The sequence below is a fragment of the Streptomyces sp. NPDC096105 genome (assembly GCF_044763335.1).
In the GTDB taxonomy this organism is placed as follows: Bacteria; Actinomycetota; Actinomycetes; order Streptomycetales; family Streptomycetaceae; genus Streptomyces.
On record NZ_JBIWGC010000018.1, the window covers coordinates 75,975 to 96,257 of the forward strand.

At 72.5% G+C, this 20,283-nt stretch carries 16 protein-coding genes and 2 pseudogenes; 12 read left to right on the forward strand and 6 right to left on the reverse strand.

Features of this window, described 5'->3' with window-relative positions; translation table 11 throughout:
• Window positions 1-3: 3 nt before the first annotated feature.
• From paaC to ACIQ8B_RS24975, 7 genes are read left to right on the forward strand one after another with little or no spacing between them, the layout of a single operon-like run.
• Window positions 4-795, forward strand: coding sequence for a 1,2-phenylacetyl-CoA epoxidase subunit PaaC (paaC, locus tag ACIQ8B_RS24945; RefSeq protein WP_403549851.1), 792 nt, complete (start codon window positions 4-6; stop codon window positions 793-795).
• Window positions 792-1,304: a 1,2-phenylacetyl-CoA epoxidase subunit PaaD gene (gene paaD / locus ACIQ8B_RS24950; RefSeq protein WP_403549755.1), complete on the forward strand. Its 513-nt coding sequence runs from the start codon at window positions 792-794 to the stop codon at window positions 1,302-1,304. Before paaC ends, paaD begins: the two co-directional genes overlap by 4 nt.
• Before the next feature lie 8 nt (window positions 1,305-1,312).
• Window positions 1,313-2,443, forward strand: coding sequence for a 2Fe-2S iron-sulfur cluster-binding protein (locus ACIQ8B_RS24955; RefSeq protein WP_403549757.1), 1,131 nt, complete (start codon window positions 1,313-1,315; stop codon window positions 2,441-2,443).
• A 39-nt stretch (window positions 2,444-2,482) separates the two neighbouring features.
• Window positions 2,483-3,259, forward strand: a complete 777-nt coding sequence (locus tag ACIQ8B_RS24960; RefSeq protein WP_403549759.1) for an SDR family oxidoreductase — start codon at window positions 2,483-2,485, stop codon at window positions 3,257-3,259.
• Between the two features lie 25 nt (window positions 3,260-3,284).
• Entirely contained in the window at window positions 3,285-4,133 is an 849-nt protein-coding gene (locus ACIQ8B_RS24965; RefSeq protein ID WP_366252049.1) for a tryptophan 2,3-dioxygenase family protein, read from the forward strand.
• Window positions 4,123-4,971: an alpha/beta hydrolase family protein gene (locus ACIQ8B_RS24970; protein ID WP_403549761.1), complete on the forward strand. Its 849-nt coding sequence runs from the start codon at window positions 4,123-4,125 to the stop codon at window positions 4,969-4,971. The genes ACIQ8B_RS24965 and ACIQ8B_RS24970 overlap by 11 nt, the downstream gene beginning before the upstream one ends.
• On the forward strand, window positions 4,968-6,227 hold the full coding sequence (locus tag ACIQ8B_RS24975) for a kynureninase (RefSeq protein ID WP_403549763.1): 1,260 nt from the start codon (window positions 4,968-4,970) through the stop codon (window positions 6,225-6,227). The genes ACIQ8B_RS24970 and ACIQ8B_RS24975 overlap by 4 nt, the downstream gene beginning before the upstream one ends.
• Here ACIQ8B_RS24975 and ACIQ8B_RS24980 read toward each other — a convergent pair.
• On the reverse strand, window positions 6,205-6,348 hold the full coding sequence (locus ACIQ8B_RS24980; RefSeq protein WP_290003615.1) for a hypothetical protein: 144 nt from the start codon (window positions 6,346-6,348) through the stop codon (window positions 6,205-6,207). The two genes, ACIQ8B_RS24975 and ACIQ8B_RS24980, sit on opposite strands and share 23 nt — an antisense overlap.
• Before the next feature lie 593 nt (window positions 6,349-6,941).
• Between ACIQ8B_RS24980 and ACIQ8B_RS24985 the strand changes: the two are divergent.
• Window positions 6,942-7,414, forward strand: a pseudogene (locus tag ACIQ8B_RS24985) (MarR family winged helix-turn-helix transcriptional regulator); the annotation flags it as partial.
• Window positions 7,415-7,611: 197 nt separating this feature from the next.
• Here ACIQ8B_RS24985 and ACIQ8B_RS24990 read toward each other — a convergent pair.
• The 5 genes and pseudogenes from ACIQ8B_RS24990 to ACIQ8B_RS25010 all read right to left on the reverse strand — a co-directional run bounded on the left by ACIQ8B_RS24990 (window position 7,612) and on the right by ACIQ8B_RS25010 (window position 14,701).
• A complete protein-coding gene (locus ACIQ8B_RS24990; RefSeq protein WP_290003611.1) occupies window positions 7,612-8,217 on the reverse strand; it encodes a lytic polysaccharide monooxygenase in 606 nt (201 codons plus the stop codon).
• Window positions 8,218-8,641: 424 nt separating this feature from the next.
• A pseudogene (locus ACIQ8B_RS24995) lies at window positions 8,642-9,106 on the reverse strand (IS6 family transposase); the annotation flags it as partial.
• Between the two features lie 82 nt (window positions 9,107-9,188).
• The gene (locus tag ACIQ8B_RS25000; protein ID WP_403549766.1) at window positions 9,189-10,088 is read right to left on the reverse strand and encodes a S1 family peptidase; all 900 of its coding nucleotides are present in this window, start codon (window positions 10,086-10,088) and stop codon (window positions 9,189-9,191) included.
• Between the two features lie 2,259 nt (window positions 10,089-12,347).
• Window positions 12,348-13,877, reverse strand: coding sequence for an MFS transporter (locus ACIQ8B_RS25005; RefSeq protein ID WP_403549768.1), 1,530 nt, complete (start codon window positions 13,875-13,877; stop codon window positions 12,348-12,350).
• 125 nt (window positions 13,878-14,002) lie between these two features.
• Window positions 14,003-14,701: a LuxR C-terminal-related transcriptional regulator gene (locus tag ACIQ8B_RS25010; protein WP_403549770.1), complete on the reverse strand. Its 699-nt coding sequence runs from the start codon at window positions 14,699-14,701 to the stop codon at window positions 14,003-14,005.
• A gap of 810 nt (window positions 14,702-15,511) precedes the next feature.
• On the opposite strand from ACIQ8B_RS25010, the gene ACIQ8B_RS25015 reads away from it, so the two are divergent.
• From ACIQ8B_RS25015 to ACIQ8B_RS25030, 4 genes are read left to right on the forward strand one after another with little or no spacing between them, the layout of a single operon-like run.
• Entirely contained in the window at window positions 15,512-16,780 is a 1,269-nt protein-coding gene (locus ACIQ8B_RS25015; RefSeq protein ID WP_403549772.1) for a 3-deoxy-7-phosphoheptulonate synthase, read from the forward strand.
• Between the two features lie 32 nt (window positions 16,781-16,812).
• Window positions 16,813-17,247, forward strand: coding sequence for a chorismate mutase (locus ACIQ8B_RS25020; protein ID WP_290003570.1), 435 nt, complete (start codon window positions 16,813-16,815; stop codon window positions 17,245-17,247).
• Window positions 17,228-19,297, forward strand: coding sequence for an aminodeoxychorismate synthase component I (gene pabB / locus ACIQ8B_RS25025; RefSeq protein WP_403549775.1), 2,070 nt, complete (start codon window positions 17,228-17,230; stop codon window positions 19,295-19,297). The genes ACIQ8B_RS25020 and pabB overlap by 20 nt, the downstream gene beginning before the upstream one ends.
• Entirely contained in the window at window positions 19,294-20,223 is a 930-nt protein-coding gene (locus tag ACIQ8B_RS25030) for a 2-dehydropantoate 2-reductase N-terminal domain-containing protein (protein ID WP_403549777.1), read from the forward strand. Before pabB ends, ACIQ8B_RS25030 begins: the two co-directional genes overlap by 4 nt.
• The last annotated feature ends 60 nt before the right edge of the window (window positions 20,224-20,283 follow it).

Sequence of the window (20,283 nt, forward strand, 5' to 3'; positions counted from 1 at the left end):
GCGGTGCGTCCCGGCTCCCCGCCGGGCGAGCCGCCGTCCGCCGCCGATCCCGACCTGGCCCGGCACCTGACGCGCCTCGGCGACGACGCCCTCGTCCTCGCACAGCGGCTGTGCCAGTGGATCACCCGCGCGCCGACCATCGACGAGGACCTGGCCCTGTCCAACATCGCCCTCGACCTCATCGGCCACGCCCGCACACTCCTCTCCCGCGCCGGCCGTCTCGACGGGACCGGCCGCAGCGAGGACGACCTCGCCTACACCCGCTCGGAACGCGAGTTCACCAACGCCCTGCTGACCGAACTCCCCAACGGGGACTTCGCCGTGACCGTGGCCCGGCAACTCGCCTACACCCACTACGCCGTCCTCCACTACGAGGCCCTGGCGCACTGCGCCGACCCCGGCCTCGCCGCGTTCGGCGTCCGGGCCGCCAAGGAGGTCGCCTTCCACCGGCTGCACGCCGACCGCTGGACGGCGACGCTGGGACGCGGCACGCCGGAGAGCACCCACCGCATGCAGCGGGCCCTGGAGCGGGTGTGGCCCTACACCGGCGAACTCTTCGAGGAGGACGACGTCCTGCGCCGCCTGGCCGCGTCCGGCACCGTGCCCTCACCGGCAGCGCTGCACGACACCTGGCTCGCCCGGGTCACCGAGGTCGTCACCGGGGCGGGACTCGCCGTGCCCGCTCCCAGCTGGTCGGCCAGCGGCGGCCGCTCGGGCCTGCACACCGAGGAGTTCGGCCCGCTGATCGCGGAACTGCAGTCCGTGCGACGGCAGTTCCCCGGAGGCACCTGGTGAGCGGGCCCGCACCGGTCACGGCCCGTCTCTCCGCCGGGGAGGTGCGCGAGCGGGTGGCCGCGCTGCCGGACCCGGAACTGCCGGTGATCGGCCTCGGTGACCTCGGCGTGGTGCACTCCGTCGCTCCCGGCGACGACGGCGTCCTGGAGGTGCAGATCACTCCCACCTACCTGGGCTGCCCCGCGCTGCCCGAGATCACCGCGGCGGTGCGGGAGGTCCTGACCGCCTGCGGTCACCCCGACGGCCGCGTCCGGCACGTCCTCACGCCCGCCTGGACGACGGACCGCATCACCCCCGAAGGGCGCCGCGCACTCGCCGCGCACGGCATCGCCCCACCCGTGTCCCCGGCGCCCGGCAGCCCGGTCCCCGTCGCGCTGGGCGCGGTGCCCTGCCCGCACTGCGGCTCGACGGCCACCCGGCCGCACAGCGTCTTCGGGCCGTCCCGCTGCCAGTCGGTGCTGTGGTGCACGGCGTGCCGCGAGCCCTTCCCCCACCTGACCGCGCTGTGAGGCCCACCGTGAACACCACCCCGCCCGCCCTGCGCGACCAGGCGCCGGCCGGTCCGCGCCGCCGCACCGGCCGGCACACACTCGACGTCACGGAGGTCCGGCACCTGACCTCCGACACGGTGGCCGTCACCTTCCACGTGCCCGCCGCGCTGCGCGACGTCTTCGCCCACCGCCCCGGCCAGCACGTCGTCGTCCGTCACCGCCGGGACGGTACCGAACTGCGCCGCACCTACTCGATCTGCCCGCCACCGCACACACCCGGGGCGCTCCGCCTGGTGATCAAAAGGTCCGGCCCCGGCGGCTTCGGCGACCACGCCACCACCCGCCTCGCACCGGGCGCGCGGCTGGAACTCTCGCCGCCCACCGGTGCCTTCGCTCTGCCGGAGGTGCCGGGCGCCCACCACGTCCTCCTCGCGGGCGGCACCGGCATCACCCCCCTGGCCCCGATGGCCGCCCACGCCCTGCGCCGGGACCCGGCCTGCCGGGTCAGCCTCGTGCACTCGGTCCGCACGTCCGCCGACGCCCTGCTGGCCGACGAACTGGCCGAGGTCAAGGACGAGTTCGTGGACCGCTTCACCGTCCTGTACGTGCTGACCCGGGAGGACCGGGGGAGCGGGAGCGGGCCGCTCGCCCGGCGGCTGGACGCGTCCGGGGTGCGCCGGCTGCTGGCGGCCGTGGACGCCCGCCCGGGCCCGGACACCACGTTCGCCCTGTGCGGACCGCCCGGTCTCGTCGCCACCGCACGGCGCGTCCTGGCCGACTCGGGAGCCGACCCGTCGCTCGTCCGCTGGGAGCTGTTCACGGCCGACGGCACGCAGCCGACGCCGCCGGAGCCGGCCGGACGGGCACCCGGGGCGGGGGAGTACCGGGTCACCGCCCTGCTCGACGGGCGCCGCCGGGCCGCCACGGTGCTGCCGGACGACCCGGCCCTGCTCGACGCACTGCTGCGCAGCCACCCCGACGTGCCGTACGCCTGCCGTGAGGGCGTCTGCGGCAGTTGCCGCGCGAAGGTCCTGTCCGGGCAGGTGACGGCGGACCGTGAGCACGCCCTGGACGAACGGGACCGCGCCGCCGGTTACACACTCGTCTGCCGCGCGAGGCCCCGCACCCCCGAGCTCGTCCTCGACTTCGACACCTGATCCCGCCCGCCACGCCACCCTCAGCGAAGGAGACCCACGATGACCGCCACCGACCGCCACGCGGGAAAGACCGCCCTGGTCACCGGAGGCAGCCGCGGCATCGGCCGAGCCATCAGCCACCGCCTCGCCCGCGAGGGCGCCCTCGTGGCGGTCCACTACGGCCACGACCTGACGGCCGCCGAGCGGACCGTCAAGGAGATCCAGGCCGACGGCGGCCGCGCCTTCCCCGTACACGCCGAACTCGGCGTCCCCGGCGACGCCGACACCCTGTGGACCGCCTTCGACGAGGCCCTGGCGGAACAGGACGCCCCGGCCGGCCTGGACATCCTCGTCAACAACGCGGGCATCACCGTCCCCCGCCCCATCGCCCAGGTGACCGAAGCCGACTACGACCGCGTCTTCGCCGTCAACACCAAGGCGCCGTTCTTCATCATCCAGCGCGGACTGGACCGCCTCCGGGACGGCGGCAGGATCATCAACATCTCGTCCGTCGCGACCCGTATCGCCTTCCCGCCGATCGTCTCCTACACCATGACCAAGGCCGCCCTGGACTACCTCACCCTCTCCCTGGCCCAGGAGCTCGGCCCCCGGGGCATCACCGTCAACGCCGTCGCGCCCGGCTACACCGAGACGGAGATCAACCCCACCCTCGCCGTCCCGGAGATCCGCCGCCGCTACTCCGAGGCCTCCACGTTCGGCCGGCTCGGCGACCCGGTGGACATCGCGGACGTCGTCTCCTTCGTGGCGAGCGACGACGCCCGCTGGGTGACCGGCCAGTGGATCGACGCCTCCGGCGGCGCCCACCTCGGTGTGTGACCCGTCCGCACCTCCAGGAGATGTGATGAACGACCGCACGACCACCCTCGACGGGCCGGCCACGGACGACACCCTGACCCGCCCCTTCGAGGGCGCCAGCCCCTACGACACGTACGTGCACGCGTCCGTCCTCAACACACTGCAGCACCCGCTCACCGAGGCCCCGGACGAGATGGGCTTCCTCGTCACCACCCAGGTGATGGAACTGTGGTTCACCCTCATCGTGCACGAGTGGCGCACGGCGAAGGTCGCCCTCGCCAAGGACGACCTGCCCGCCGCCATGGACGCGCTGGTGCGCAGCCGCCGCGCGCTGACCGCCCTGGGCGGCGCCTGGGCGCCCATCGCCGCCCTGACGCCGGCCCAGTTCAACGGCTTCCGGGCCGCGTTCGGCCGGGCGTCGGGCTTCCAGTCGGCGATGTACCGGCACATGGAGTTCCTCCTCGGTGACAAGTCCGCCGGGCTGCTGCGCGCCCACCGCGGAGACCCGGCCGTCCACGAGGCGCTCGCCGAGACCTACCGCGAACCGTCCCTGTACGACGAGGTGCTGGCCTACCTCCACCGCCAGGGCCTGCCCGTCCCGCGCCACGTCCGCGAACGGGACGTGACCAGCCCCTACGACAGCGACCCCGGCGTGGCGGAGACCTGGCGGCACGTCTATGCCGGGCCGCAGCACCACCCCCACCTCGCACTCGGCGAACTGCTCACCGACATCGCCGAACTCGTCACCCGCTGGCGGTCCGACCACGTCCTGGTGGTCCGCCGGGCCATGGGAGCCAAACCGGGCAGCGCCGGATCGGCCGGGCTGGCCTGGCTGGAGCAGCGGGCGGCCCGGCCGGTCTTCCCCGAACTGTGGGAGGTGCGCGGTGACGTCTAGGACGATCTCCGCCTTCGCGGCCGAGGAGGAGCAGCGGGTCCTGAGCCTGAAGCCGGTCCTGGCACCGGTGCACGGCCGCTACGGGGACCACCCCCACCAGTCCTACGACGCCTGGCCGTCCGAAGACCCCCACGCCCCGCTGGTGATCCTGCTGCACGGCGGCTACTGGCGCTACGACCGGATGCACCTGACCCCGTTCGCGGCCTGGCTCTCCTCGCAGGGCTTCAGCGTGCTGCTCCCGGGCTTCCGCCGGTCCGGCGGCGCGGGCGGCTATCCCGAGACCTTCGACGACGTCGCCCGCATCGTGGACACGCTGCCCGAGGGGCGGCCCTACGTCCTGGCCGGCCACTGCTCCGGCGGGCACCTGGCCCTGTGGTGCGCCGCCCGCGGCCTGCTGCCGCCCGGCTCCCGCTGGCACACCCGCACCCTGCCGACGAGCGTGCTCGCCCTCGCACCGATCACCGACCTCACCGCCACCCGCCGCGACCGCCTCAGCAATGACGCCGCCCTGCAACTCCTCGGCGGCGAGGAGCACTTCACCGAACGACTGGCCGAGGTCGACCCCCTCACCCTGCTGCGCGACGCCGGCGCCACCGGTGTCCCCACCGTGCTGCTGCACGGCGCCGCCGACGAGGAGGTCCCGCTCACCCAGTTCAGCGACTACGCGGCCGTGCACCGGGACCTCAGGACGGTCGTCCTGCCCGGCACCGGCCACTACACCCTCATCGAACCCGGAGCACCCGGCGCCCACGCGGTCGCCGACACCCTCCGGGACATGGCGGCCGCCTTCACCCCGGCGGACGCCGGCCGCGCGGGCGAGGAGGCCGCACACCGATGACCACCGCACTCCCCGCAGCCGCCGCCCTGCGCGAACAGGCAGCACGGCTCGACGCCGACGACCCCCTGGCCCCCGTCCGCGAACGCTTCCTGCTCCCGCCGGACGTCGTCTACCTCGACGGCAACTCCCTGGGCCCGCTGCCCGCCGCTGTGCCGGCGGCCCTGGACGACGTCGTACGACGCCAGTGGGGCACCGGACTCATCGGCTCCTGGAACGCGGCCGGCTGGTGGCAGGCGCCGCTGCGCGTCGGCGACGCCATCGGCACGCTCATCGGGGCCGCGCCGGGGCAGACGGTCGCGGGCGACTCCACCAGCGTGCAGTTGTTCACCGCGCTCGACGCCGCCGCCGCGCTCCGCCCGGACCGCCCGCTGCTGGTGACCGACCCCGGACACTTCCCCACCGACCGCTACCTCGCCGACGCGGTCGCCCGCCGCCGCGGCCTTCAGGTACGGCACGTGCCGCCGTCGGACCTCCCGCACTTCCTCGCCACCGAGGGCCCCCGGGTCGCCGTCGTCAGCTACTCGCCCGTCGACTTCCGCACCGGGGAGCTGTACGACATGCGGGCGCTGACCCGGGCCGCCCACGACGCCGGCGCCCTCGCGCTGTGGGATCTGTGCCACGCCGCCGGCGCCCTGCCCCTGGAGGTCGACGCCCTCGGCGTGGACCTGGCGGTCGGCTGCGGCTACAAGTTCCTCTCCGGCGGCCCGGGCGCCCCCGCCTTCCTCTACGTGGCACAGCGCCACCACGCCGCGCTGGAGACGCCGCTGCCCGGCTGGACCGGCCACGCCGACCCGTTCGCCCTGGCGCGGGACTACACGCCCGCGCCCGGCATCGCCCGCGCCCGCATCGGCACCCCGCCGATCCTGTCCCTGCTCGCCCTCGAAGCGGCCCTCACCGCCTTCGACGGCGTCGACCTGCACCAGGTGCGTGCCAAGAGCCTGTCCCTGACGGGCTTCCTCCTGTGCTGCGCGGACGCACTCCTGGCACCCCTGGGCTTCACTTCCGTCACCCCGTCCGACCCCGGCCGCCGCGGCAGTCAGATCACTCTGCGCCACCCCCACGCCCACGGACTGGCCGTCGCCCTGGCCGGGCGCGGTGTCGTGGCCGACATGCGCGCGCCCGACCTGCTCCGCTTCGGCGTCAACGCCCTCTTCACCAGCCACGGGGACCTGCTCACCGCCGTTTCGCGGCTGCGCGGCCTCACCGTGGAGGCCGCCTACGATCCCGCACCGCTCACAGGGGGTCCGGTGACCTGAACGGCACGCAGGCGGGCGAGTCCTCCCTCAGCCGCCGCCCTCGAGGGTCGCGGTCGCCGAGCCAGGCCGGCATGGCCACCAGCGCGAACAGGCCGGCCCAGTCGAGGTCACCGCGTGCCACGCCTGCGGCCTGCGAAAGGCCCGCGCGCGGCTGCCGATACCGGAGGGGCCCGGCCGGGAGCCGGCCGTTGGCGGTTGCGGAGGAGCCCCGCAGGATCATGATCACCGAGCCCGCTTGCACGGCCGGCTGTTGCGCGACGGGCGGGTCCTCGCGGAGGTCGGCAGGAGGGACCGCCGCCGGGGCTCTCCCGCCGGCCTGGTGGGGGGCCGTCGAGTTCACGGAGGACCCGGGGGATCCGCTGTGGTCCGGCGAGACACTGACCATCGAGGTCAACGCCCGGGTCGGAGGGGGCATGATCCCCCTGCTGCACCTCATGGGCGGTGGCCCGGACCTCGCGCTCACCACCGCCGACTTCCGTGCGGCCGAACTCGGCATCGGCTTCGCCGAGGACCGCCAGCGCCGCTCCGCCACCCGCCTCGCCGAACCGGCCCGGAAGCTGCCGACGGCACCTCGAGGACCACGATCAGCGCCACCTGCCCGCTCTCCGCAGCGGCCATGGCCCAGCAGGTCAGTGACGCGGGCCACAACCGAGGCAAGATCGTCCTCGCGTCGACTGATCCGTCACCGCAGTCAAGTGATCCGGGGGAGCAGCAGTGTCAGACACCACCTCACCGGAGCTGCCGGATGCGGCGGCGAGGGGCCATTGAGCTACGCCACCTTCCAGCTCGCACGCACCCACCGCGGCCACGCCGCCGCCATGCTGCGCGCGATGAATCTCCACCCGGGGCAGGAGCTGCTGCTGATGCAGCTGATCGACCACGACGGCCTGACTCAGGCGGAGCTGCTGGAGCGAGTCGGGCTCGACCACTCCACCGTCTCCAAGTCCCTGCGGCGGATGCAGGACGCAGGGCTGCTGACCCGGGAGCCCGCTGCCCATGACCGGCGGGTCATGGCCGTCCGTCTCACCGATGCCGGCCGTGCCCTCAGGGAGCCCCTCGCCGACATGCGGCGATCCCTCGAAGAAATCCTCGTACGAGACCTGACGGCTGATCAAGTCGAGGCGTTCATCAGGTGTGCGCGCGTCATCGAGAAGGCGGTCAGGGACCGCAGCCGCCGATCTCCGGCCGAGTGGACAGGGCGAGCCGTGCCGACAGTCCTGGGAAGAAGGCGGGCAGGCACCCGGAGGAGCAGGAGCGTGGGGAGCCCCGCCGGGGCAGGGTGGCCACATGGGTTCCCCTGCTCCGACGGAGCTCGGTCGGCACGGCCGGGCGGTGGATCACCGGAGCCCGGCAGAGACGGGTGCCGCGTGCAACGCTTCTCGGCTCAGCCGAAGTTCACGTCGCTGCACCACATGTAGGCCTGGTCCAGGTGCGAGGCCTGCCAGATCACGAACAGGACGTGGTGTCCGGTGTAGCCGGAGGTGTTGACGTTGAACCTGATGTCCTGTGCAGGGGCGAAGCGGCCGGTCTGCGTGATGAAGTCGAGGTTGCCCCAGCCCAGGGTCTGGGTCTTGGGGTTGAAGCCCTGCTTGCTCACGTAGACCCGGAAGTAGTCCGCCCCGTGGGACGCCTGGTCGTGCAGCTGGATCGTGAAGTTGTTGCTGACGTTGGTCGTCTTCCACGGCCCGGGCCTGTTCAGGCTGTCGTTCCTCGAGAGGTTGTTGCTGCAGAGCGTCCCGTCGGGCGTCCGCGCCTGGAACTGGCCACCGAGGCCGTCGCGGAGGGCGCTCATCCAGTTCCACATGGTGTCGGAGTTGGCCCGGAACGCCTGGTAACACATGGGGTCTTCGGTCTGCATGGCCGGGCTGGTGTGGTTGCTGCCCCACGTCTTCCAGCACTGGTACGCGCGGGTGGCGGGGCTGACGATGGTGCCGTGCGCCTGGGCAGGGGTCGACCAGGCCAGTGCGCCGATGACGACGGCGAACACCATGACGAGCGCCTGAAGGGGCCGGCGGAGGGACCGCGCACGCCCGGTTGACGGACTTTGTTTGCGCATGTGGGGGGAACTCCTTCCAGATACGAGACTGTGATGGGAGCGCTCCCAAAGGTACGACTGCTGAGTCAAAAGTCAATAACGCAAACGGAGTTGAGTGCAGGAATGGCGAATACCGCCAACTCGGCAGCCGCACCGCCGTCCCGCACGGAGCCCTTTCCGGCTTGGTGGCCGAGCAGGCCGGTCGGCCTGACAGGCAGGTGAAGCCCCTGGTAGATGGGTTTTCGACCAAGAAATCCGTCTCCACCAGAGGCTTCGTGTGCTTGCCTACCCGTCCGCCGTCGACGTGTCCAGCTCTGGACGTTGTCACGTTGTCACGTTGTCGGGTGTGTGGGCGTCTGGTGTGCGTTGAGGTGTGGTGGGGTCGGAAGTGGGGTGAGATGCCGCTGGACGCGGACAGGAACCTCTGCGCCCCGCCCACGGAGCGGAAGCCCTTCATGACCCGTTCGCGTTGCCTCGTCGGCTGGTGGCTGTGCTCGGCCCGGTTGTTCGGTCCCTTGTGCGAGCGGTGCTCGACCGAGGGCATGACCTCGCGGTGGGCGGTGCTGCGGGAGCGGAGCTTGTCGGTGACGATCACCCTCGGCACTGCCCGGGTCCTCGTCATCAGCCTGCGGAAGAACCGTCTGGCCGCGGCCTCGTCGCGGCGGTTCTGCACGAGGATGTCGAGGACGTTGCCGTCCCGGTCCACAGCCCGCCACAGATACTTCTGCTCACCGTTGATCTTGATGAAGACTTCGCCGGGATGCCGTTTGCCGTCGGGCCGGGGACGCCTGCGGCGAGGCCCGTTCGCGTAGGCCTGCCCGAACTTCCGGCACCGCCGCAACGTGACACCCCCCGCACGGACCGGAGGCCGCCGGCGACGGCCGGCGGCCTCCGGGGCCTGCCTGTGACGCGGTACTGCTGCGGGGCTAGAAGACGCTGAGGCCGTACAGGCTCAGCGGCCGGGTGACCGGCTCGTAGAACGTGGTGCCGCCGGTGGTGCAGTTGCCGCTGCCGCCGGAGAGCAGGCCGTAGGCGGTGTTGCCGGCGAAGAGCGGGCCGCCGCTGTCGCCGGGCTGGGCGCAGGCGTTGGTCTGGATCGTGTTGTAGACCAGCTGGCCGTTGCCGTAGTTGACGGTGGCGTTCAGGCCGGTGACGGTGCCGGTGCGGTAACCCGTGGTGCTGCCGGAGCGCTCGATGCGCGTCCCGACGGTCGGGCTGCCGGCGTTGACGATGTCGCGGTACGTGCCGTTGTACAGGTACACGCGGCCGTCGGATGCGGCGGGGTTGGAGTGCTGGATGACCCCGTGGTCGTAGGTCGGGAAGACGGTCTGGCCCGGCACCGCGGTGCCGATGCTCCAGCTGGACCGGCCGCTGGTGCAGTGTCCGGCGGTGAGCGCGAAGTTCGTGCCCGCGGAGTTGCGGACGTTGAAGCCGAGGGAGCAGCGGGCGCCGGAGGAGGTGATGGCCTCCCCGCCGGCGATCAGACGGCTGAACTTGCCCGGGGTGCGATTGATCTGCAGCGCCCCGGACTGCGAGCCTGCCGCCTTCCTGATCTTGTTGATCTCCGCCGCCGAGACCGTGCTGTCGGCGGTGACGACGACCTTGCCCGACGCCTTGTCGGTGTACCAGGCCGTGCCGCCGACGTCGGCGGTGAGCACCGCGTCGCCGACCTGGGCGAGCTGGGCCGCGGTGGGCTTCGCGTCCGCGGACGCCGACGCCATGGCGGTGGGGGTCACGAGCGCGGACACGGTCGCCAGGGCGGCGACGACGGTGGCGGCACGGGCTCTTCGAGAGGCGCCCGACGACAGGAACGTCTTGACCTTCACTTGTCCTCCGGTGAGGGGGTGTGGGCCCGTTGGACGTCCGGGCCCTTGGTTCATGTCTGCGGCAGTCCGGCGGACAGTGCGGACGTCCTGGAGGTGCCGCATCGGTGGTTGAACCTTCGCCGTGATATGCCCCTGTCAACAAGCGCCGCTTTCGGACGCTTCGGCGAGAGCCCCCGGGTGCGCAAGCCGGTTGGCGAGGAAGGGGCTCTTGCGGGATCCCGCCCGCAGGGTGAGACGACGGAAACCTGTCGGACCATGGGGTGATGGCCCGTCGGTCGTCCCGGATTCCGGCAAGGTCCCGGCGGTGCGGCGACCGGTGGACAACGCGCCATTCGTTGCGGCGCACCGAACTCTCCGGCGCCGCCGGCTCCGCACGGCGGCGCGGCTGCTCAGGTCGCCGTCGGCCCCGGGCAGGCGGTGCGGCCGCGTCGGGGCGCCGAAAATCATGGCCGATTCATGAAGATCAAGTGGAGTATTCTGGTATGTCGTGTGATGTGACGGGGGAGGCCGGGCTCATGCCGCGTCCCCCGCCCGTCGTCGGCGCCGGGACGGGAGGGAGGCCGCGCCGTCCCGCGCGCGTTACGGCGGGAATGCTCGCGGCGGCTTCCCTGAGGCCGAACCCGTATGGGCGGATTGCCCCTTGCGGCGCCCAGGGCCGGTGGCCGGTTCGGCACCGTCGGTCGAAAGGGCTTTCCCGACGCCGTTCGGCGCCCGGCCCCTCCAGCCACCGGGCCCCCTCTGGTCTCGGGTGAACACCCGCGACGTCCCCTGCCGGATGCACTCCGCACGCCGAACCGAGCAGCCGCACCACGGGCACAGCGCACTGCTCACCGCGGGCGGGGCGGGAGCGAGGGAGCGGCGGAGGCCGTTGTCGTCGTCTGCGTCGTGTGAGCGGCCTGTGTGGCCGGGGCGCCGACGAGCCCGGCGACCACCGCGGCCGGCGCCGTACGGTGTCCGCCCAGCCCGCGCCGGACGACGCGCGGCCTCCGGCGGGAGCGGCCCACGACCGGCCCCGACCCCACGCCCCGATGCCAGTGGCGCCGCCGACGGTCCGCCCATGAGTGATGATCTGTTGCCGTTGCCGTCGATCCGTCACTTCGCGGTGGGGGAGCCAGTGGTGCGCCTCCTGGCCGGCGTTTCGCACAGCCGCACCGCCGGCTGCATGGCGCGGAACGGATGGAGCCTGCACGAGCGCGCTGAACGGACGTCGGCGGCCCGTCCCGCCGAGGAGGACTGGGAGCGGGCGGTGGAGCCGATCCAGCGGGCCCTGGCGGGCGGCGGAGTCGACGAGGTCCGCTTCACTGCGGAGGTCCGGCCGACGGGAAGGACCACGGTTGGTCCGGTCTGGCCCTGCCCGGCGGTGGAGGAGGGCGCAGGGCGCCTTCTCGGGGTGCTGCTGGTCGACGGCGTCCCCGGTCCCTGGCGCTGCTGGAGTGCACGCTCCGCGAGCGGTTCCCCGGCGCCGACGCCACGGAGGAGGAGATCGCCGCCGCGGAGGCCCGCCCGGGCGTCACGCTGTCCGACGAACCGAAGGTGCTCTACCGCGTGACACGGGCGTGACATGCCGTCGTTGGCCAGGCGGACGGCAGGGGTGCTCACGTGGTCGGCCTCGATCGGCACGTACCTGGGGAGAGCCGCCGTGTGAAGTTCCCCCATGACCTTGGACACCCGTTTCTTACGCTGCCAGGGAATGACCTTGCTGGTGTCGCTGTCGGATCCCGAGCGGGGGAGGTAGCCCCAGAGGGGGTGCTTGCGTAGTCGCCGGCGGTTGTAGAAGGTCTCGATGTAGGTGAAGATCGCCGCTCGGGCGGTGACCCGGTCCGGTCACCGCCGGCGCCTCACCGAGGACGGCCGCGGCTTCCTCGGCCAGCAGCCCCTTGGTGCTTTCCACCCAGAACGCCGCTCCGACGTGCCGCTGGCACTTCGGATGCCCCGGGGACCTCAGCTCCGGACGCACCGCCTGATCCGCTGCCTGCTGACGACGAACCATCCAACACCTCTGCGATCAGGGGGTGTTGCGACGACCAACTGAATCCGCCCTCTTCCGCCGGCTGCACCGCTACAACACCGTCCGACGCCACCCCCGCCTCGACCACCGCGGCCCGATCGCCTACGAGCGAGCACTCCCAACAACATCGACTACGCTGACCGAAGCCGCATGACCCGTGGTCAGGGTCAGGGGTCGAGGCCCCGGCGTTCATACCCTGCGAATGTTTCGGACTGTCCGCCGTTCGGGTGGCTGTATGCAGTCCGCCGACGTCAGCCTTGGGAGCGGCCCCGAATCGGCCGCAGGACGACGGCGGTCGTCGCTGCAGCCGCCACCAACAGGGCCGCCGCAGTGGCGCCGGTGACCGCGACGGCGTCGGTGAACGCCGTGTGCGCCGCGGCCGTCAGCCGTTCCGCCTCCTCCGTCGGCAGGGTGGACGCGGTGTCGGCGGCGCCACCGAGGGTGTCCTGGGCGGCGGCCACCGCCTCGTCGGGCACGCCGGGCACCTCCCGTAACCCGCCCCGGTAGGACGCCGCCAGGACACTGCCAAGGATGGCTACGCCGAGCGCCGCGCCCAGCTCGTACCCCGTCTCGGAGACGGCAGAGGCGGCCCCGGCGCGGTCCTCCGGCGCGGCGGAGAGGACGGCGTCGTTGGTAAGGGTCTGCGTGAGCCCCATGCCGAAACCGACGAACGCGAAGCCGCCGGCGGCGAGCGCGGCCCCTGAGCCAGGGGAGAGTGCGGTGAGGACGAGGAAGCCGGTGGCCATGATCAGCAACCCGGCGCAGAGCACGGCGGCCGTGCCGACCCGCCGGGCCGCCCCGACGGCCAGGAACCCGGCACCGACGGCCAGCAGCATCCCGGGCACGAGCGTCAGGCCCGCCCACAGGGGAGAGATGCCGAGGACGATCTGGAGATATTGGGTGAGGAAGAACAGGGCGGCAATCATCGCGAAGAGGGTGATCAGGTTGAGTCCCACGCCCACGCTGAACGTGCGGTTCGCAAACAGGCCGATGTCCAGCATGGGCCGCTCCCGCACTCGCTGGCGGCGGACGAACGCCACGCCGCACCCCACGCCCAGTGCGATGGCGGCGAATGGCAGGGCCGCCGGACCGCCCTCGGCGAGCTTCTTGACGCCGTAGACGGCGGGCAGCATCGTCGCCACCGACAGCAGCACGCTCAGCGGGTCGAGGCGGCCCGGGTCCGCCGCCTTCGACTCCCGCACCAGTGTCGGGGCCAGCACCAAAATCAGCACGGTCACGGGCGCGTTGACGAGGAAGAGCGAGCCCCACCAGAAGAATTCCAGCAGCAGTCCCCCGAGTACCGGACCCAATGCCGAGCCCGCCGAGAGGGCCGCCGCCCACACCGCGATGGCGATCTTGCGCTGGGCGTCGTCGGGGAACATCGACCGCACCAGGGAGAGTGTGGAGGGCATCAGTGTGCCGCCCGCGAGGCCGAGGAGGGCCCGTGCGGCGATCATGGCCTCCGCCGTGGGCGCGAAGGCGGCGGCCACCGAGGCCGCGCCGAACCCGGCGGCGCCGAACATCAGGAGCCTGCGGCGGCCGATGCGGTCACCGAGCGATCCCATGGTCACCAGCAGCGCCGCGAGCAGGAACGAATAGACGTCGACGATCCACAGCAGTTCGGTGCCGGTGGGGCGCAGGTCCTCGCTGAGGTGCGGGACCGCGAATCCGAGGATCGTCATGTCCACGGAGATCAGGAGGACAGGGAGGGTCAACACGGCCAGTCCGGCCCACTCGCGGGGTCCCGCCCGGTTGACGTGCGTGTTCTGGGTGGTGGTCATGTCTCCGGGGGCTCGGTGAGATGGGGGCGGATGAACGGTAGCGGGCCAACGGGCCGGTTCGGCAGATCACCGGGACGTGCGGGAGCGGCCGATGGCCGGGCCGGGGCGCGTCTTCAGCGGGAGTCTCACATGCGCTGCGCGGCGGACTCGCCGAGGGGGGTCAGGGACCGCGCTGCGATGAGGGCGAGCTGCACCCGGTCTCGGGCGCCGAGTTTAGCCATGAGCCGGCTGACGTACTTCTTGGCCGTCAGGGGACTCAAGCACAGGTGTTCGGCGATCTCCGTGTTGGTGCACCCCCGCCCGATGAGGGCCGTGACCTCGCGTTCGCGGGCGCTGAGCTGCGGTGGCAACGGAACGCGGGGGCCGATGCCGGCCGGGGCGGCCCCTGTCCCTGCGACGTATTCGTTGATGAGGCGCCGGGTGTGCTGGGGTTCCAGCCACGAGTCGCCCCGCGCCACGGCTCGGATGGCGGCCAGCACCGTGCGGGGTTCGGTGTCCATGGTCAGGAACCCGCTGGCGCCCGCGGTGAGGACGGGCAGCAGGAGCTCGTCCTCGTGTTCGGGATGGGTGCTGTAGGCGAGAACCCGGGTGCGGCGCGGGCCGGGGCGGGAGGCGATGCGGGAGACGGCGTCCAGGCTGACTGCGGCCGGGAGCCGTACTTCCAGCAGGGTGATGTGCGGGCTGGTCTCGCCCGTCAGGGCCACGGCCTCCTCGCCGCCCGCCGCGCTGCCGACGACCTCGATGCCGGGGTCGGTGGCGAGGAGCAGGGACAGGGCTGCCCGGGGGGTGGCGCGGGATTCGGCGATCACGACGCGGATGGACACGCGTTCCTCCGTGCGGAGCTAAGCGAGGGGTGAGACGACATGGCGCACGATAAAGTGCAGGCAAAGGATTAGTAACAGAAGCAGAGTGTCTTCGTCGCATTAAGTCCGGTCTAACTGTTCTTTACGGCCAGATATTGGCTGAATTCCCGTTAGATCGCTCGCACATTCCCCCGGCAACTGCGCTCAGCGCCGCACTTCTCCAAGGAGCCCCGGCCAGGTACTTCCGGAGGACACGACGGAGCGCGGGGTGCCTCTCGGCGGGCCCGGAGCATCTTCCTGAGCGGGGTGGGGCCCGGCGGAGAGGAGGGGAGCGCTCTCGAAGGCGCCTCCGGGGGGAGTTTGAGATCTTGCTATCCGCCTCCTGGGCCGTCCGGCCCGGCCGCTTCCGGACTCGATTTCCGGCGCGGGGTGCCCAGCCGTCGACATGATGTCTGCCACGGAGGATGCCCGAGGTCACCCATGAGGGCTCCGCGCGAGTAAGTGTCTCCCATGGTGTCTGGTGAGAGCCGCTCCCGGCTGCTTACCGTGCAGCAGGCCTGACCGTGAGTGCACAGGCCGTACAACATGAGCCGACGGGTGTCCCGCCCCTTCGACCGGGGGCGGCTGATGGGGGGAGGAAATGGCCTTGCCCGCTGCTGCTCCACCGCACCTGCCGCGTCGGCCGCCTCCGTCCCGGTCCCGAGGGCCGCGATCCCGGCCCGCCGACGGCCCTTCCCGCCCCTGGTGATCGCTTCCCGCACGGCCCCTGAACGGAGTGCGCGGTCCCCCGGACCGTCCGTCCCGCCGCACCGAAACGGAGCGCCAGCCGAGATGAACCTGCCTTTCTCCCCCTCGCCTGTCCTGCTGCCCGACACCGGTCTCCTCAGCCCTCGAAGCACCGCGCCGCCTGCGGAGGCCGCCCAGCAGCCGCCGTGGCCCGACCTCACCGCCCTCGCCGATGCCGTCGAACGGCTGGCGTCCCTCCCTCCGCTGACCACCCCCGCCGAAACCGGTCTGCTCCGCGCCGAACTGGCCGCCGTCTGCCGGGGGGAGGGGCTCGTTCTGCACGGGGGTGACTGCGCCGAACCGTTCGCGGACAGCGCTCCGCCCACCGTGCTGCGCAAGGTCTCCCACCTGCGCGCGCTTACCGACCTGCTGCGTGACGGGGCCGGGGCGGCCCGGGGCATCGCCATCGGCCGGATCGCCGGGCAGTACGCCAAGCCCCGCAGCGAGGCGTACGAGACCACCCCCGACAGGTGCCGGATGCACAGTTATCGGGGTGACGCCGTCAACGCGTTCGAGCCTGATCCCACCGCCCGGGTGCCCGACCCGGCGCGACTGCTCGCCGCCCACACGCACGCCACGCGGGTGCTGGAGACCATCCGGAGCCGCTGGCGCGGCAGCGCGCCGGGGGAGCGCGTGTACGTCTCCCACGAACTGCTTCTCCTGCCCTTCGAACGGGCGCTGCTGGTGGCCGGGGAGCGACCCGGGGAGCCCGCGCACGCCGGGTCCACCCACTTCGGCTGGATCGGGGAGCGGTCCCGCGCCCTGCACGGCGCGCACGTCTCTCTCGCCGCGTCCGTCACCAACCCCGTCGGCGTCAAGCTCGGCCCCGGCACTGCGCCGCAGGACGCCGTCAACCTGGCACTGCGGCTCAACCCGGAGCGGGTGGCGGGGCGGCTCACCTTCATCGTGCGAATGGGTGCTGAGCAGGTCGCGGCACAGCTGCCAGCGGTCGTGCGCGCCGTGACGGCGAGCGGTGTGCCGGTGGTGTGGCTGTGTGACCCAATGCACGGCAACACCGTGCGACTGGCGGACGGTACCAAGACCCGCCGGGTGTCCGTCCTGTGCCAGGAGGTCACCGGGTTCGCACACGCGGTGCGCGCTCACGGCGGCCACCCCGGCGGTCTCAGCCTGGAGCTGACGCCCGACCCGGTCACCGAGTGCCTCGACGGCCCGCCGCCCGGCGCCGCGGACCTTCCCGCCCCGGCTGAGGCGACCGGCCGCGATCTGCTGCCCGACTACCGGTCCCTGTGCGACCCCCGGCTCAACCCCGCCCAGGCGGAAGCGGTGGTCCAGTCCTTCCTGGCCGCCTTATGACCACGCCCAGCGACGTCCTTGGAGAGCCACCGATGACCAGCGGTGAGACCGACACGACGCAAACCGTTCTCGCTGCGCGGACCCGCCGCGACACCGGCCGTCCCTCGCCGGCCGAGGAGCGGCAGGCCGTCCTCAGCGAGCTGAGGGCCGAACTCGACGCCGTGGACGCCATCCTGCTCAACGCCCTGCTGATCCGGTACCAGTGCACGCGCCGCATCGGCCAGGCGAAGGAGTCCCACGGCATTCCCGTCATGCAGACCGGTAGGGTCCGGCTGGTGCTGGAGCGGGCCACCGCGTTCGGGCTGGAGCACGGCATGAACCCGCTGGCCCTCCAAGACGTGTTCGTCACGCTCATCGAGGACGCCTGCCGTGCCGAAGAGGGCGCGGTGCCGCCGATCGAGACGGCCTGGGACCGCATCGCCGAGCTGACGGAGAGGGTGAAGTCCGGTGCGCACATTGCTCATTGACAACTACGACTCCTTCACCTACAACCTGCATGACCTGATGCACCGGGTGTACGGTGTTCCGCCCCGCGTTGTCACGCATGACACCCCCTGGCGCGACATCGACCTCGACGCCTTCGACGCGGTCGTCGTCTCCCCGGGGCCGGGCCGTCCGCAGTGCGAGGAGGACCTGGGCATCTCGGCCCACGCCCTGCGCCAGGACCGCGTGCCGCTGCTGGGCATCTGCCTCGGTCACCAGGGTATCTCCCACTTCGCCGGGGCCCGGGTCGAGCACGCCCCGGAGCCGGTGCACGGTCGGACGTCCAAGGTGTTCCACGACGGGGCGGCGCTCTTTGCCGACATCCCCTCGCCGTTCACCGTGGTGCGCTACCACTCGCTGGCCGTCACCGACCTGCCCCCCGACCTGGAACCGCTGGCCTGGACGGCGGACGGGGTGGTCATGGCCGCCCGGCACCTCCGCGCCCCGCGCTGGGGCGTGCAGTTCCACCCCGAGTCCGTGCTCACGGAGTACGGGGCCGATCTGATGCACAACTTCCGTACTCTGGCCCGGGCCGCCGCTCCCCGGCGGCCCGGCGTCGCCCGGCTCTCCGCGGCCGGCGGCGACCGGGACCGGCCCCGGATGCGGGTCGAGGCGAGGACCGTGGACCACCACCCCGACGCCGCCGCCCTGTTCGGCGCGTTGTACGGAGAGGCGGAGTGCGCCTTCTGGCTCGACAGCTCCCGCCACGACCTGCCGACCAGCCGCTTCACGATCATGGGTGACGACAGCGGGCCGCTCGCCGAGAACCTGGCGTACTCGGTGCACGACGGGGTCTGGACGGTGACGGCCGCCGGGCGCACCTCCACCGTCGAGGCCGGGTTCTTCGACTACCTCAACGAGCAGCTGACGCGGCGCAGGCTGCCCAAGCCGCCCGGACTGCCGCTGGACTTCAACCTCGGCTACGTCGGCGCCTTGGGCTACGAGCTCAAGGCGGAGTCCGGGGGCGGGGCCCACCACCACGCGCCGCACCCCGACGGACGGCTCGTCTTCGCGGACCGTGCGGTCGTCATCGACCACCACGAACGCCGCGTCCACCTGCTGGCGTTGACCGACCCGCGCCGCCCGGACAGCGTCCGCGCCAGCGCGGAGTGGTTCCGCGCGACGACCGAGACGATCGTGCGGCAGCCGGAGGGCGCGGCCTCGGCCGTGCCCTCCGGCCCGGCGGCGGACTCCGGGCTGCGGTTCCGGTTCGACCAGACCCGCACCGAGTACCTTGGTTCGGTCAAGGCGTGCCTGGACGCCATCACCGACGGCGAGTCCTACGAGGTCTGCCTCACCAACACCGCCGAGGCCGGGCCGCTGGCGGCGCCGTTGGAGAGCTACCTGCGGATGCGCGCCACCAGCCCCGTGCCGTTCGGTGCGTTCCTGCGCTTCGGTACGGAGTCGGTGCTCAGCGCCTCACCCGAGCGCTTCCTCCAGGTGCGCGCCGACGGGCTCGTGCAGGCCAAGCCGATCAAGGGCACCCGGCCTCGCGGCGCGACGCCCGAGGAGGACGAAGACATCATCCGAGAGCTGCGGTCCAACCCGAAGGACCGGGCCGAGAACCTCATGATCGTCGACCTGCTCCGCAACGACCTCAACCGCGTCTGCACGGTGGGCTCAGTGCACGTGCCCGGCCTCTTCGAGGTCGAGACCTACTCCCACGTTCACCAGCTCGTCTCCACCATCGAAGGGCGGATCGCGCCGGACCGCACGACGGTCGACTGCGTGCGCGCGGCCTTCCCCGGCGGTTCGATGACGGGCGCGCCCAAGGTCCGCACGATGGAGATCATCGACCAGCTCGAACGCCGGGCGCGCGGCTACTACTCGGGTTCCGTGGGCTGGCTGTCGCTGTGCGGGGCAGCCGACCTCAACATCGTCATCCGGACCGTGGTAGCCACTGAGCACGCGACCACCTTCGGCGTGGGCGGGGCGATCGTCGCCCTTTCCGATCCGGCGGACGAGCACGAGGAGACGTTGGTCAAGTCACGCGCCATGCTTGCGGCGCTCGGCGCCGCGGTGGAGGAGCCGTGAGCCGCGCAGTGGTCGCCGGTTACGGCAACGTGGGCCGCCTGCTGGCCCTGATGCTGGCCGACGCCGGCTGGGAGACGGTCGCCTGGGACCGGTGTGCCGAGCCGGGCGCTCCCGGGCGGGCTGCCGGGGCGGACGGGCGGCTGGTGCCGCGCACGCGGCTCGCCGACGTCACCGCGCCCACCGCCGAGCAGCGCGCGGAACTCGCCCGTGCCGAAGTCGTGTTCCTCGCCGTGCCGGAGCAGGCCGCACTCGCCGCCCTCGACGTCCTGGAGTCGACGCTCGCACCGCACGCCACCGTCGTCGAGACGCTCTCACACAAGCACCGCTTCCTTGACACCGCGGACCGGCGGCTGGCGCCCCGGGCGCTGCTCAGTCTCAACCCCCTCTTCCACCCCTCGCTGGGCTGGGCCAACAACGCCGTGACCGCCTCGGTGCTGCGGCCGGACGCCCGGTGCGCGGAGGTGCTGCGGCTCATCTCGGCGACCGGTGCCCGGGTGGTGCGGCTCAGCCACGAGGAACACGATCGGCACGTCACCGCCGTGCAGGCAGCCACCCACGCCGCGCTGCTCGCCTTCACGGGGGCGCTGGCCCGGCTGGGCGTGCGCGCACCGACGGTGGCCGACTGCGCGCCGCCGCCCACCCGGGCCTTGCTGGCGCTCGTCGCCCGGGTGCTGAGTGCGGACGTGGAGACGTACTGGGACATCCAGGCGGCGGGTGGAGAAGCGGCGGCGGCCCGCGACGCGGTGGCCGCCGCCCTGGCCGACCTGGCGGAGCGCACCACGGCGCCCACCGGGGGCGAGAAGGCGTTCCGGCAGCTCTTCGAGGAGGTCGCGGACTGGTTCGGCGAAGGCCGCGCCACGGCCGCGGACGACGCCGCCCGGATGCTGCACGCGCTCATCGCCACTGGCCCGCCGTCCCCCCGTTGAAATCGAGCCCCCGCCCCACGCCAACCATCCGGCTCACGCCCCCGCACAGCCCATCCCCCT